Source organism: Sulfuricurvum sp., from assembly GCF_030691015.1.
Classification (GTDB): domain Bacteria; phylum Campylobacterota; class Campylobacteria; order Campylobacterales; family Sulfurimonadaceae; genus Sulfuricurvum.
In genome coordinates, this window is sequence record NZ_JAUYFF010000010.1 from 102773 (window position 1) to 115318 (window position 12546).

The following is a 12546-nucleotide window of genomic DNA, read 5'->3' on the forward strand; positions in this document are numbered from 1 at the left end:
AATGACGCAATTTATTTAATGGGATTGTTATGATTACGTTCGGGGATATGCTTTTAAAACTTCAACAATTTTGGAATGAGCAAGGGTGTGCGATTGTTCAGCCCTATGACATTGCCGCAGGTGCCGGGACATTTCATCCTGCCACCTTTTTACGCTCACTCGACTCACAGCCGTGGTCGGTAGCCTATGTCGCCCCAAGCCGCCGACCGACAGACGGACGATACGGTGAAAACCCGAACCGTTTGGGAAGCTACTACCAGTTTCAAGTCCTTATAAAACCTTCTCCTGAAAATATCCAAGAACTCTATCTTAAAAGTTTGGAGTACCTCGGGCTTAACCTCAAAGATCACGATATCCGTTTCGTTGAGGACAACTGGGAATCACCGACACTCGGTGCGTGGGGTTTAGGTTGGGAAGTATGGCTTAATGGTATGGAAGTGACCCAATTCACCTATTTTCAGCAAGTGGGCGGCGTGAGCTGTGATCCCGTCGCTGTTGAAATCACCTATGGAACAGAGCGTCTTGCGATGTATTTGCAAGGGGTCGATACAGTATTTGATATCGTGTGGAGTGAGAATAAATTCGGCAAGACTCTCTACCGTGACATCCACAAAGAGGGTGAAATTGAATTTAGCAAATACAACTTTGAAATCGCCGATACGGCAATGCTCTTCGCCGAATTCGAAGCCAAAGCTACCGAGTGCAAACGGTGTCTTGATGCAGAGCTTCCCCTCCCTGCGTATGATCTGTGTATGATGGCGTCTCATACATTTAATACCCTCGATGCGCGTAAAGCGATCTCCGTTACCGAACGGGCAAACTACATCCTCAAAATCCGCGAATTAGCCAAAGGGTGCGCGGAATTGTATAAATCACAAGAAGAGGAAAGAAACCTCCGCGTAAAAGCCTAATGCAAACCCTTATCGGTCAAATCGATCGGATTATCTACCAAAACAACGGTTTCTTTATCGCCGCTTTGAAAAGCGGTGATAAAATAAGCGCCCACTATTACGAAAGCGACGTTGATCATCTCAAAGACGCAGCAATCACACTCAAAGGCTCATGGGAAGAACACCGCCAACACGGGCGAACCTTTAAAGCCCACGCTCTCATCGTCAATCAAAACGAACTTTTCTTTTTTCTCAACCGTGTCGTTAAAGGGTTTACCAAAAAACTCACCGCAGATCTGATCGAGAAATACGGCACCGACGGTCTCATCGATATTTTGGATAACGATATCGAACGTCTGATGGAAATCAAAGGGATGAATGAAAAACGTCTCCTCAAACTCTCAAATGGGTGGAAACAGTTTCGTTCGATGCGTCTTTTAGGGGAGTTTTTAGCTCCGTTAGGGGTTACCCCCGCTTTGTTACGCCTCATTGCAGGGGCTTTGAGGGAGGTCAAAGATCCCATTGAAACAATCAAACATAATCCCTACGGCTTGATGCGGATTAACGGAATCGGATTTAAAAAGGCCGATGAAATCGCTCTGAATATGGGAATCCGACGTGACGATGACCGTCGTATCCAAGCGGCGATGGAGTACACCTTGAGCGAATATTGCGATTCCGAGGGGAACAGCTGTATCGACCGAAATGCTTTGTTTGATAAACTTGATCAACTCTTGGCTCTGGGAGCACACGATCGATATGATGAAGCACTTGAAGATCGTCTAAGGGAAGGGAGTATTACCCTTCTCCCCAGTACCAAACTCTCACCGACCCGTATTTATGAAGCCGAAACACTGCTGATTAACGAATTCAAACGTCGGGGAAAAAGGTCCCATGAACCTCTCACCGATAATCTGGAAGCTTTTTGTGAGACCCATTCGCTGAAATTGGGAGAACAGCAATATTCTGCGCTGGAGCTGATCAACAAAGGATGCGGCCTTATTCTTCTCGTGGGGTATGCCGGTACAGGGAAAAGTACTACAGCCAAAGCACTCCTCGATCTTCTATCATCCCGACATGAGCCAAGCCTTATTATGACCTGTGCTCTGAGCGGGATTGCGTCTCAACGGATACGCGAGCGCAGCGGCTATCAAAGTGCCACGATCCAAAGCTTGCTGGTGCGGTTCGAATCACATGACACTATGCCCTATAAGGTGATCTTGATCGATGAAGCCTCTATGATCAACTCTCTCCTCTTTGCCAGATTGATGGCAAAAATCGAGCGCGATGCCACGGTTATTATCGTCGGAGATGACGCCCAGCTCCCCCCTATCGGTGCGGGAAGCCCTCTGAGTGATGCGATTGCCCTAAACCTTGCTCCGACGATTATGCTAACCCAGATTTATCGTCAAAGTCCCGATCAGGCTATCGCCTTGATCGCTAACGATATTCGCCGAGGAATCATCCCTCAGTATCAAGAAAGCTATGAAGATTTCACTTTTCATGCGGTGGAGATTCTCAATCGACACGCTCTGAAAAACTCCCTTAGTGCGAGTGAGTTCGAAGAGGTACTTAAAACCCATGCCCACAATACCCTCGCCGCCGTTGCTTCCGTCACACTGGAATATCTCCCCGAATCTCGTGAAAAGCTTCATTCCAAGCAAATCCGAGAATATCTCAGTGCCTTTCAGGTCATCTCCCCGATGCGCGCCAATGCTTTGGGTGTCGATAATCTCAATATTCTCTTGCAAAGCTATTTCAATCCCAACCCGAAAAAAACACTTAAAACGTTTAAGGGGGAGTTTCGTCTGATGGATAAAGTGGTTCACACTAAAAATGAAAACCTCCCCTCTACCACCCCCGAAGAGTTTAAAGAATCGTGTGAGCCGAGTGAACGGCGAATTTTCAACGGGATGTGCGGACTCATTTTTCGCCTTGATGAAGAGGAGGAACTCTGTTATGTCTATTACCCGAATGAAGAGCTCATTGTCCACTATAAATATGATCAAATTAGCGATTATCTCAGCCTCTCTTATGCACTGAGCGTTCATAAAGTTCAAGGGATGGAGTATGAGCGGGTTGTAATGATCATGAGTTTTTCACACCATATAATGCTCAATACCAAACTCCTCTATACGGCTCTCACACGGGCAAAAAAACATTGTATCGTAGTAGGAGAACCGGGGGCATTTGAGTCGGCGTGCAGGCGATTGGAACACTCCAGACGTTTCACCGTTATGCAAGAGCTTGAGTTAACTAAATGATAAAAATTTTCCTTTAGTTAACTTGTGCTACAATTTCACTTCTAATCCATAAACAACAAGGATTCACAATGAAAACACTAATGATCTCCGCACTTCTCGCTTCAAGCGTTATGGGGGCTTCACTTGCAGATGAAGCGAAAATAGCCGGTTTAAAACCGATTCCATCTAACGCAAAAGCACTCGAAAAGCTTACCTCCAACCCTAAAAATCCGACTACTGCGGCTAAAGTAGAACTCGGAAAAATGCTTTACTTTGAGCCACGCCTCTCAAAAAGCGGTTTAATCAGTTGTAATACCTGTCACAACCTCTCACTCGGGGGAACGGATGGTATGTCTGCCGCTATCGGACACAAATGGACGGCCAATCCTCACCATTTGAGCTCTCCGAGCGTTTACAACGCCGTATTCTATAGCCAACAGTTTTGGGACGGACGCTCTCCTCACCTCGAAGACCAAGCCCAAGGGCCTATCCAAGCGGGACCTGAAATGGCAGCTCCTAAAGAGTTCGTGACAGATGTTGTCAACTCTATCCCCACTTACGTCAACGCCTTCAAAAAAGCATACGGCAAAGACGTCAAAGTAACTTTTGAGAAAGTTGCCGATACCATTGCCGTATTCGAGCGTACTCTCGTTACCCCATCACGCTACGATGCATTCTTGAACGGGAATAAAAAAGCGCTTACCTCCGCAGAGCAAAAAGGGCTTAAAACCTTTATCGACAAAGGGTGTGCAACGTGTCATAACGATATCGCACTCGGTGGAACGATGCAGGCATTCGGTGCGGTTGCTCCGTATAAATATATGAATGTGGGTGATTTTAAAGGGGACAAAAACGGAATGGTACGCGTACCGACATTGCGTAACGTCACCGAAACCGCTCCGTATTTCCACAACGGCCAAATCGCAACGCTGAGCGAAGCGATTAAAGAGATGGGTCGTATTCAACTCGGTGTTGATTTGAATGACAAAGAGACGGAAGAGATTGAAACGTTCCTAAAAGCGTTAGAAGGTAAAAAACCGACGGTTATCTATCCGATGTTGCCGGCTTCTACCGCTAAAACACCTAAAGTAGATGTTGTTAATAACTAAAAACCTACTCACATACAATACCGGGAAACTCTTCTCGGTATTTTCCACACTCACTTTTCATTATCTGTAGTATCTGCGGCTTTTTCACGGGGTCAAACCATTTTAGAAGTTCGATTAACGGGGCTTCATCCATTGCGGTACATCCCGACGTAGGACGCTTGTCACTCTGATTGAGATGGATAAAGATACATGAACCGCGTCCTTTTACTCCCGAATCATTGTACCCTATTACCGCTCCGTAGCGATAGACTCCATCAGGGCGTCGCATCACTTCATAACTTGAGGGGAGAGAACTTTTTTCATATATGCGAAGAATTTTGTTATAGCGCGAATCATTCCTATCATCAATACAGTACAAATTTTCATCCGCATGCCAATAAGGAAGTTTGAATGTTAGGTTGTTATCGTAACCGAAAGTTGACGTTATCGGAAAAAGTCCTGATGGTGAACGTCCGTCACCCTCATTTTTCAGAGGCTCTTTAAACGCGGCATATCCCAAGCCGTTACGACCCAAGGTAACGGGGATTTTATCCCCTATTTTTACCCATTGATCGTGTTGTTCATACCGCTGCATCGACACTTTGGTCGCGTTTAGCTCCGGAGAAATCACTACTATAAGTTGCTGTGCTGCAAGGGCCGAGGAAAGGAGACAGGAAAGAGAAAGGGCTAAAGTTATTTTCAACATCTCATTTTTCTTAGTTTATTTTAAAGTTAGGTAGTATAGCATATAGAAAATTTGGCAAGTGAGGCAATAATGGCAATAGCGGTTCGTAAAGCATCCGAGGGAGATATTGACATCATTGCCCAAGCATTGCTGGAGAGTTCGAGAGGAGGTAAAAGAATAGGATTGTTTGATCTTGTGTTCAATACCTCCGAAAATGAGGTGTTACTCTCTCTCCTCAAACGTTTAGCCCTCACAAGCACCAAGAGCTATTGCCATTTTTCCAATTTCTTTGTTGCCGTCGAGAATGGAACAACACTCGGAACGATCTGCGGCTATGAACCCCGTATAGCAACCCATGAAATTTTTTCCAAAGCACTCGAAGAGATCGGATTTGATGAAACCTACCACGAACGGATCGCCGCATATCTGCTGTGTGAGGGTGATGTTGACAATAAAACATTTGTTTTGGATTTTATGTTGGTCAAGCCGGAGTTTAAAAGTATCGATGTCTACAAAGAGCTGATCGGAAAAAGTATGCTCACTGCACGTCTTAAAGGGTATCGTAAAGTCCAAACGCCCGTCGAAATAGGTTCAGTAGAGAATGAGCTCATATACAAAAAACTAGGATTTGAAGTAATTGACGAAAAACGGAGCGAATATTACAAAGAACAATTCGATCGTTCCGGAATTATGCGCCTTCAAATGATTTTATAAGGATCTGCTATCGAATACGGTCTATTAGGGTTACTCCCGCCCCTCATTGCTATTCTTCTCGCTTTTTTTAGCCGTTCCGTCTTTATTGCGTTAGCCATGGCCGTCGTTGTCGGTGAATTTATTATTGCCGATTTCAGCCCCCTTAGTGCACTAATGCTCATGATAGAACGTTTTATTTCCCTCTTAAGTGAAGGATGGGTACTCAAAACCCTCGCGTTTGCCATTATGGTCGGTTCGGTTATGACCCTCATCGAACGAAGTGGAGGAGTAAACGGTCTGGTACACGAACTGAGCGTCAAACGCTCTCTCGTTAAAAGCAAACGGGGCGCCCTGATGCCCAGCTTTATCGCGGGAATTATTGTCTTTATCGAATCGTCCATCACATCACTCGTTGCAGGAGCTATCGGACGCCCTTTTTGTGATCGATACGGTATCAGTCGTGCCAAACTTGCCTTTGTATGCGATTCCACTTCCGCTCCCGTCTGCTCCCTTATTCCGCTGAACGGTTGGGGAGCGCTGTTACTGGGGCTTATCGGTGGACAAATCACGGCAGGATTGATTGCGGGTGAGAGTGCGACGTGGCTACTTCAATCAATCGCATTTAACTTTTACGCATTTATGGCCCTGCTCGTCACCTTTATCGCAATATGGTATGAGATTGATATAGGTCCTATGCGCCATGCTGCCATTACACCTCCCGACATCGAATGCGAAGATGCCAAAGGGGGTATTGGGCTCTTTTTATGGCCGATGGTATGGATGATCGGGGGAGTTATCGCGTTTATGGTTATTACCGGAAATGGCAATATCTTTAAAGGCTCCGGTTCCACCTCTATTTTTTATACCCTTCTCATTACCTTAGGTTTGATGTTGGTATATTATCGACTCAAAAATGTCCTCACCATCTCTGATTTTTTTGATGCGGCATGGAGTGGTGCACGTTCTATGACGCCCATTGCCCTTATTCTCCTTTTTGCTTTTGCAATCGGCGGGGTGAGTTCAGATATGCAAGTGGGACAATACTTAGCTTCGTTTATCGGAGATTACCTTCCATCAGAGTATCTAGCAGGTGCTATTTTTGTTCTGGCGGCGATTATCGCCTTTGCGACAGGGACGAGCTGGGGTACATTTAGTATTATGCTCCCCATCGCCATTCCTCTCGCCGTCGGTCTTGATGCTCCGATAGCTCTCGCTATGGGAGCGGCGATATCAGGCGGGGTCTTCGGAGATCACTGTTCACCCATCTCCGATACGACGATCATCTCTGCTATGGCAAGCGGATGCAGTGTCCAAGAACATACCAAAACCCAACTCCCTTATGCCCTGATCTCTGCAGGCTTCGCCTTTATACTCTTCATTATTTTTGGAATCGTCCTAACATGACAAAAGCTTCCCTTCTCCTCCTCGAAGACGATCCGAATCTCTCAGAAAGTGTCAGCGAATACCTTGAAAACTGCGGCTACAGCGTTACCTGTGTCTATGATGTCTCAGCGGCTGAAGATACCCTCTACGAGCGGAAATTTGATCTACTGCTTCTGGATGTCAATGTCCCAGGAGGAGACGGGTTCTCCCTCCTCAAAGCAAGCCGAAAAGAGGGAAATGTCACCCCCGCTATTTTTATTACCTCACGCAATTCGATGAAGGATGTCGAAGAGGGGTTTGAGAGCGGCGGGGATGATTATATCCGTAAACCCTTCGCACTCAAAGAACTGCTTCTGCGGATTCAAACCATTCTAAAACGAAATTTTTATCACAATCCTACCGATGTTTTGAAGCTCGCAGAGGGGATTACCTATGATAGTGATAATCAGGTGCTCCTCATAAACGGAGCAACTCAAAATCTCCAACTTAAAGAACATAAGCTCCTCAAACTCTTTATCCAACACCGCCATGAGCTCCTCTCCCATGAAATGATTTTGGAGCATCTGTGGGATTATGATGAAACACCAAGCGATGGAAGTTTGCGTACCTATATCAAAACACTCCGTAAACTTCTCGGAAAGGATTCCATTGTCAGCCACAAGCGCCTCGGGTATCAGTTTCGCTAAATATCGTACTCTTAGAGGTTTTTTAGCCCTCTATGCCGTAATGAGCATCCTCATCTTGGCACTTATGGCAACCCTCTATTATGAATCCCTGAAAGCCCAAATGCTCTCCTCTCATCGTCTTGCTATGCAGTTGCAAAGCGAGAACTATGTCCCCCGTCTAAAAACATGGCTGGAAAGCGGTCATAACCTTGCTACGTTTCCCACCGATCTCGCCTATAAAACAGCCCTTTACGGATACGACAAAGATCTTCTCGTCGGCAATCTGGAACAAAAACATCATAATTTCAGCGAAAATATCGCCCTTCATAATGGCTATATCCACCTTATTGTCCCCCTCTCACCTTACGGTTTAGGGGAATACTATCTGGTTTTCGAAACCCAAGACGATGAGCTATGGCGCCACCAAGCCCTCATCAACTCTCTGATCTTCGGGTCTGCCCTCTTCTTCATCCTCGGACTCATCGGGTTTAGCCTCTCACGAATGTTTTTACGTCCGATGAACGAAGCGATTGCTCTACTCGATGATTTTATCAAAGACACTACCCATGAACTCAATACCCCCGTTAGCGCGATCCTCACCAATATTGAAGCGTTACAGGAGATACCCCTCCCCCCTTTGGTTGAAAAAAAACTTCGACGGATTGAAATCGCTTCCCGTACCATCTCGACACTCTATGATGATCTCACCTACCTCATTCTCAACCACGATTTGGCAGTAGAGAATAAAGAGCTTAATCTGAGTAATCTTTTACATGAACGGCTTGAGTATTTCCGCCACCGCATTGAGCAAAAAAAGATTACCCTCTCCCTTACAATCAAACCTAACATTACACTCACGATCGATCACACCAAAGCGACCCGTCTCATCGACAATCTCCTCTCCAATGCCATCAAATACAATAAAATGGAGGGGGAGATTACCATTACCCTTACAGATGGGACGTTATGTATCGAAGATAACGGCATCGGGATACCCGATGGTATGATCGATCGGGTATTTGAGCGTTATACCCGTGCCGATAAGAGTGTGGGAGGGTTTGGAATCGGTCTGAATATTGTCGCTATGATCGCACGCGAGTATCATCTGAAAATCACGATAGAGTCGGAAGAAAAAGTGGGGACGAAGATTTGTGTAGCGTGGGAATAATCCCCGCTATCTTTTACTTAAGTCCAGCGATATGATCTGCAATAACTTTCATATCGGTGTCGCTTAACGCGGCGGTTTGCCCTTTCATCAAAGCACCCATCCCTTTGGTATTACGGGTTCCCGCTTTATACCCTTTTAGTGCTTCAAGTGTTTTAGCCGAATTCCATCCTGCAATTACTTCCGATTTTCCGAGTGCCGCTTTTTCACCTTTAAGACCGTGACACGCCGCACATTTTTGATACAGAGCCGCTCCATCAGCGGCACCGAGCATTGCTGTAAGTCCAAGAATCGCAATTAACGTTTTCATAGTAAATCCTTTTTATTTTTTTATCGTATTCGAGCGGAAATTATCCGCAACTTGGCACATTGCCGCTATCAGAACCGTATTCTTTAGCAAAGTCTCCGATATCTTGAAGCTTCTCTTTCATACTCGGATTCGTAAGAACCGGAACCGAAGAGGGAAAGCGCTCCCCGTACTCTTTAACAAACCCTTTTGCATCATCCGCAAAAAGCTCTTCCCATTCCGCTACCGTATGTTCAGCGGCAAATTTGGTACCGTTCATATTAAATTTCGCTTTGAGCGTTTTCAAATAGACTTTTTGACCCGCTTTAGCATCTGCTGAAGCAACGGTAGCACTGAGTGCTGCAATTAACAAGATTGAAAGTAACTTTTTCATCTTAAACTCCTTTTTATGAGAGCAGTATAAAAAGTTATTGTGAAGTGATCGTGAAAGGGGATTAGGGGATTTGAATCTGCTCGATCAGTTTGAGTGTTTGCTTCTCTTGTTCGTAGAGAGCGAAGTTTTTACGGACATAGGCTTGAAGGAGAAGTTTGATATCGTTATTCCCCTCGAAGTTAAAGTCCTGTTTCATCTGCAGGGTTAAAAATTGGGCAAAATCTTCCTCTACATCAATGTCGTAGCGTTTGGCATTGAGAGTGAGGGATACTTTCATTTTCATCCAAGCAAGCTTTCGATTTTGGAAACAATCGTCTCAATCTCGGCATCTTTGGCGGAGAGTTCATCACTGTACATTTTAATCTCTTCATCTTTCGAAGCAAGTGCCCCCTGCAGACGTTGAATCTCAGCATCTTTGTTTTGCTCATTACCGCGAATCGAAGCACTCTCAGAGCGAAGCGTTTCGATTTCCGCTTGGAGAGCAGATTGTTTTTCAATTAAATCGGTAATAAGTGTAGTCAATTTTTCCAACGGAGTAGGATTAAATAGCATAATGAACCTTGCGTACTAGAGTCTTTATCCTAATTTTAACATAAATTCTTAATGGCTTTCCCTTTTACCGATATTTATATGTATAATCTATCAATTTATATTTTAGCTTTTTGATGGGTGCAGCATATAACAAATCTTGGAGAAACGTTCATGAATGATGTGGATTTGAAAAATGCGTTAGAGCGGATAGCAACTCTTGAAATAGAGCTTTCTAAGTATCAGCGAATCGAAACAAAGCTGCGTGAGAACGAAGAAAAATTTCGTCTTCTTGTTGAATCGACAAGTGACTGGATATGGGAAGTTGACGCGCAAGGAAACTATAGCTATGTCAGCCCGCAAGTCGAAATGCTGTTGGGGTACTCTCCTGCGGAAGTCGTGGGTAAATCACCGTTTAACTTCATTCCCTCGGAAGAGATTCAGCACGTCGGCAGCAAATTCAAAAAATGCATTGAAAATCGTTTGCCGATTATTGCCCTTAGAAATACCAATATCTGCAAGGACGGCAGTCTGAAAATTTTGGAGACGAACGGAGTCCCATTTTTCGACAAAAAAGGGGATTTTGCAGGCTACCGAGGGATAGACCGAGATATAACCGAACGTGTACTGATTGAAACTATGCTGAAACAAGAACGAGATTTTTCCAACCGATTGGTAGAAACCGCGCCACTCATCATTGTGATACTGAGTCCGGAAGGTAAGATTATCCGCGTTAATAACTACATGGAGAGCATATCAGGATACTCTTTGAAGGAGGTGGAAGGAAAAGATTGGTTCGATATTTTCCTTCCGGAATCTCAAAGGGAAAAAACAAAGAAATTATTTATGACTGCCATCGACGATATCCAAACCATTGGTAATATCAATACAATTCTTACAAAAGACGGTAGTAAAAAATTAATTGAATGGTACGATAAAACATTGAAGGATGTAGCAGGCAATACGGTTGGGCTCCTTTCCATAGGACTGGATGTCACCAACCGCAAGGAAGACGAGGAAAAACTAAAACTCTTTCGATTACTGTTGGATCACTCCAGTGACGCTATCGAAATAATAGAGCCCTCGACAATGCGTTTTTTGGATATCAATGAAACTGAATATAAAACATTAGGCTACACCAAAGAAGAGATGCTCTCTATGAGTGTTTTTGACATTGATCCGATGTTAGATACTGATTCAATGAAAGAAATAAATCATCAGATTCTTCAAAAAGGAAGCTTACAAACCGAACGTATGCATCGCCGTAAAGACGGCTCAATATTCCCCGTGGAAGTCAACGTAACGCTTGTCAAACATGACAAATCCTACATGTTGGGTATTGCACGAGACATTACCGAACGTAAAATTGCAGAACAATCACTGCGTGAAAGTGAGGAAAAATTTCACAGTATCACCGCTTCCGCACAAGATGCTATTTTAATGATGGACGATGAGGGGAAGATTACGTACTGGAACAAATCCGCCGAAAAAATATTCGGTTATTCGGAAAACGAAGTCATGGGATGGCCATTGCATGAGCTGCTTGCACCGAAGCGGTTTTTAGCTGCCCATCACATAGGTTTCGAACATTTCAAAAAAACCGGAGAAGGTGCGGCTATCGGGAAGACCGTTGAACTGGCCGCTTTGAAAAAAGACGGAACAGAATTCCCTATAGAACTGTCTCTCTCAACCCTCCTCAAAAACGGTCGATGGAGTGCCATCGGCATACTTCGCGATATCACCGAACGCAAAAAAATGGAAAAAGAGATCAAAGAGAAAGATGAAATGATGCTTACCCAATCAAAACAAGCGGCAATGGGGGATATGATCGCAATGATCGCCCACCAATGGCGGCAGCCTCTTGCCATAATGGGGATGGACATTAACAACCTAATCATGTCCATTTCATTAGAGGAGGAGATAACCACCGATTATCTTGTAACATTCTCAGAAGCACTTAACGAACAAGTGCAGCAACTCTCTACGACGATTGACAACTTTAGAAATTTTTTCATGCCGAACCAATCTAAAGTAGAAATAACAATAGATGAGGTTATAAACAATACCCTTAACATCATCGGTTCAAGTTGTGAAAATAATAATATTAGCCTAACCATTCACGATACTTCCAAAAGCTCTTTATTTATTAACAAAAGCTCCTTGATACAGGTTTTACTCAATCTTTTGGGAAATGCAAAAGATATGCTTTTAGCCAACAAAATCGCACACGCCGCCATCACCATAACCGTTACAGAGACAAATGAGGTCATTGTCATCTCTATCTGCGATAATGCGGGGGGGATTCCTGAATCTATCATGCATAAAATCGGTCAACCCTATTTTACAACCAAACAAGAGTTTAACGGCACCGGATTGGGATTATACATCTCTCGAAGTATTATCGAAAAACATCTTTTCGGAACTTTGACATGGCACAACAAAGAGAGTGGTGCCTGTTTTGTGATTACCCTTAAGATAAAACCGGACAAAGAAGAAGTGACGCCGGAATAAAACTCGCGCGCCACA

13 protein-coding genes are annotated in these 12546 nt (G+C 44.4%); 8 read left to right on the plus strand and 5 right to left on the minus strand.

Annotation, left to right across the window (positions count from 1 at the left end):
- Positions 1-29 precede the first annotated feature (29 nt).
- The 3 genes from glyQ (at position 30) to Q8O20_RS07900 (ending at position 4242) form a co-directional block, all read left to right on the plus strand.
- Positions 30-911 (plus strand): glycine--tRNA ligase subunit alpha, encoded by an 882-nt coding sequence (gene glyQ / locus Q8O20_RS07890; RefSeq protein WP_304741485.1) that lies wholly within the window; start codon positions 30-32, stop codon positions 909-911.
- Positions 911-3154 carry an AAA family ATPase gene (locus tag Q8O20_RS07895; protein ID WP_305530724.1) on the plus strand — a complete coding sequence of 748 codons (2244 nt, stop codon included), beginning with the start codon at positions 911-913 and terminating at the stop codon, positions 3152-3154. The genes glyQ and Q8O20_RS07895 overlap by 1 nt, the downstream gene beginning before the upstream one ends.
- 68 nt (positions 3155-3222) lie before the next feature.
- Positions 3223-4242, plus strand: a complete 1020-nt coding sequence (locus Q8O20_RS07900; RefSeq protein WP_305530725.1) for a cytochrome-c peroxidase — start codon at positions 3223-3225, stop codon at positions 4240-4242.
- A 4-nt stretch (positions 4243-4246) separates the two neighbouring features.
- On the opposite strand, the gene Q8O20_RS07905 is transcribed toward Q8O20_RS07900, so the two are convergent.
- Positions 4247-4927, minus strand: a complete 681-nt coding sequence (locus Q8O20_RS07905; protein WP_305530726.1) for a L,D-transpeptidase — start codon at positions 4925-4927, stop codon at positions 4247-4249.
- A gap of 69 nt (positions 4928-4996) precedes the next feature.
- Here Q8O20_RS07905 and Q8O20_RS07910 point away from each other — a divergent pair, with 69 nt between their 5' ends.
- The 4 genes from Q8O20_RS07910 (at position 4997) to Q8O20_RS07925 (ending at position 8815) form a co-directional block, all read left to right on the plus strand.
- The gene (locus Q8O20_RS07910; protein ID WP_305530727.1) at positions 4997-5620 is read left to right on the plus strand and encodes an acyl-CoA acyltransferase; all 624 of its coding nucleotides are present in this window, start codon (positions 4997-4999) and stop codon (positions 5618-5620) included.
- A gap of 96 nt (positions 5621-5716) precedes the next feature.
- The gene (locus Q8O20_RS07915; RefSeq protein ID WP_305530728.1) at positions 5717-7003 is read left to right on the plus strand and encodes a Na+/H+ antiporter NhaC family protein; all 1287 of its coding nucleotides are present in this window, start codon (positions 5717-5719) and stop codon (positions 7001-7003) included.
- Positions 7000-7668, plus strand: a complete 669-nt coding sequence (locus tag Q8O20_RS07920) for a response regulator transcription factor (protein ID WP_305530729.1) — start codon at positions 7000-7002, stop codon at positions 7666-7668. Before Q8O20_RS07915 ends, Q8O20_RS07920 begins: the two co-directional genes overlap by 4 nt.
- A complete protein-coding gene (locus tag Q8O20_RS07925) occupies positions 7631-8815 on the plus strand; it encodes a HAMP domain-containing sensor histidine kinase (RefSeq protein WP_305530730.1) in 1185 nt (394 codons plus the stop codon). The genes Q8O20_RS07920 and Q8O20_RS07925 overlap by 38 nt, the downstream gene beginning before the upstream one ends.
- A gap of 13 nt (positions 8816-8828) precedes the next feature.
- Here Q8O20_RS07925 and Q8O20_RS07930 read toward each other — a convergent pair whose 3' ends face one another.
- From Q8O20_RS07930 to Q8O20_RS07945, 4 genes are all read right to left on the minus strand, one after another.
- Complete coding sequence (locus Q8O20_RS07930) at positions 8829-9122, minus strand: c-type cytochrome (protein ID WP_305530731.1); 294 nt, start codon at positions 9120-9122, stop codon at positions 8829-8831.
- 40 nt (positions 9123-9162) lie between these two features.
- On the minus strand, positions 9163-9492 hold the full coding sequence (locus tag Q8O20_RS07935; protein WP_305530732.1) for a hypothetical protein: 330 nt from the start codon (positions 9490-9492) through the stop codon (positions 9163-9165).
- A gap of 61 nt (positions 9493-9553) precedes the next feature.
- Entirely contained in the window at positions 9554-9775 is a 222-nt protein-coding gene (locus Q8O20_RS07940; protein WP_305530733.1) for a hypothetical protein, read from the minus strand.
- Positions 9772-10044: a hypothetical protein gene (locus tag Q8O20_RS07945; protein ID WP_294893767.1), complete on the minus strand. Its 273-nt coding sequence runs from the start codon at positions 10042-10044 to the stop codon at positions 9772-9774. Before Q8O20_RS07945 ends, Q8O20_RS07940 begins: the two co-directional genes overlap by 4 nt.
- Before the next feature lie 150 nt (positions 10045-10194).
- Here Q8O20_RS07945 and Q8O20_RS07950 point away from each other — a divergent pair, with 150 nt between their 5' ends.
- A complete protein-coding gene (locus tag Q8O20_RS07950) occupies positions 10195-12531 on the plus strand; it encodes a PAS domain S-box protein (RefSeq protein ID WP_305530734.1) in 2337 nt (778 codons plus the stop codon).
- Positions 12532-12546 lie beyond the last annotated feature (15 nt).

Excerpts from the sequence above, each read along its gene's own strand:
- Q8O20_RS07895 (WP_305530724.1), top strand. The coding sequence starts at position 911 with ATGCAAACCCTTATCGGTCAAATCGATCGGATTATCTACCAAAACAAC.
- Q8O20_RS07920 (WP_305530729.1), top strand. The coding sequence starts at position 7,000 with ATGACAAAAGCTTCCCTTCTCCTCCTCGAAGACGATCCGAATCTCTCA.
- Q8O20_RS07915 (WP_305530728.1), top strand. The coding sequence starts at position 5,717 with ATGGCCGTCGTTGTCGGTGAATTTATTATTGCCGATTTCAGCCCCCTT.
- Q8O20_RS07930 (WP_305530731.1), bottom strand. The coding sequence starts at position 9,122 with ATGAAAACGTTAATTGCGATTCTTGGACTTACAGCAATGCTCGGTGCC.
- Q8O20_RS07945 (WP_294893767.1), bottom strand. The coding sequence starts at position 10,044 with ATGCTATTTAATCCTACTCCGTTGGAAAAATTGACTACACTTATTACC.
- Q8O20_RS07905 (WP_305530726.1), bottom strand. The coding sequence starts at position 4,927 with ATGTTGAAAATAACTTTAGCCCTTTCTCTTTCCTGTCTCCTTTCCTCG.
- Q8O20_RS07950 (WP_305530734.1), top strand. The coding sequence starts at position 10,195 with ATGAATGATGTGGATTTGAAAAATGCGTTAGAGCGGATAGCAACTCTT.
- Q8O20_RS07900 (WP_305530725.1), top strand. The coding sequence starts at position 3,223 with ATGAAAACACTAATGATCTCCGCACTTCTCGCTTCAAGCGTTATGGGG.
- Q8O20_RS07935 (WP_305530732.1), bottom strand. The coding sequence starts at position 9,492 with ATGAAAAAGTTACTTTCAATCTTGTTAATTGCAGCACTCAGTGCTACC.
- Q8O20_RS07940 (WP_305530733.1), bottom strand. The coding sequence starts at position 9,775 with ATGAAAATGAAAGTATCCCTCACTCTCAATGCCAAACGCTACGACATT.
- glyQ (WP_304741485.1), top strand. The coding sequence starts at position 30 with ATGATTACGTTCGGGGATATGCTTTTAAAACTTCAACAATTTTGGAAT.
- Q8O20_RS07910 (WP_305530727.1), top strand. The coding sequence starts at position 4,997 with ATGGCAATAGCGGTTCGTAAAGCATCCGAGGGAGATATTGACATCATT.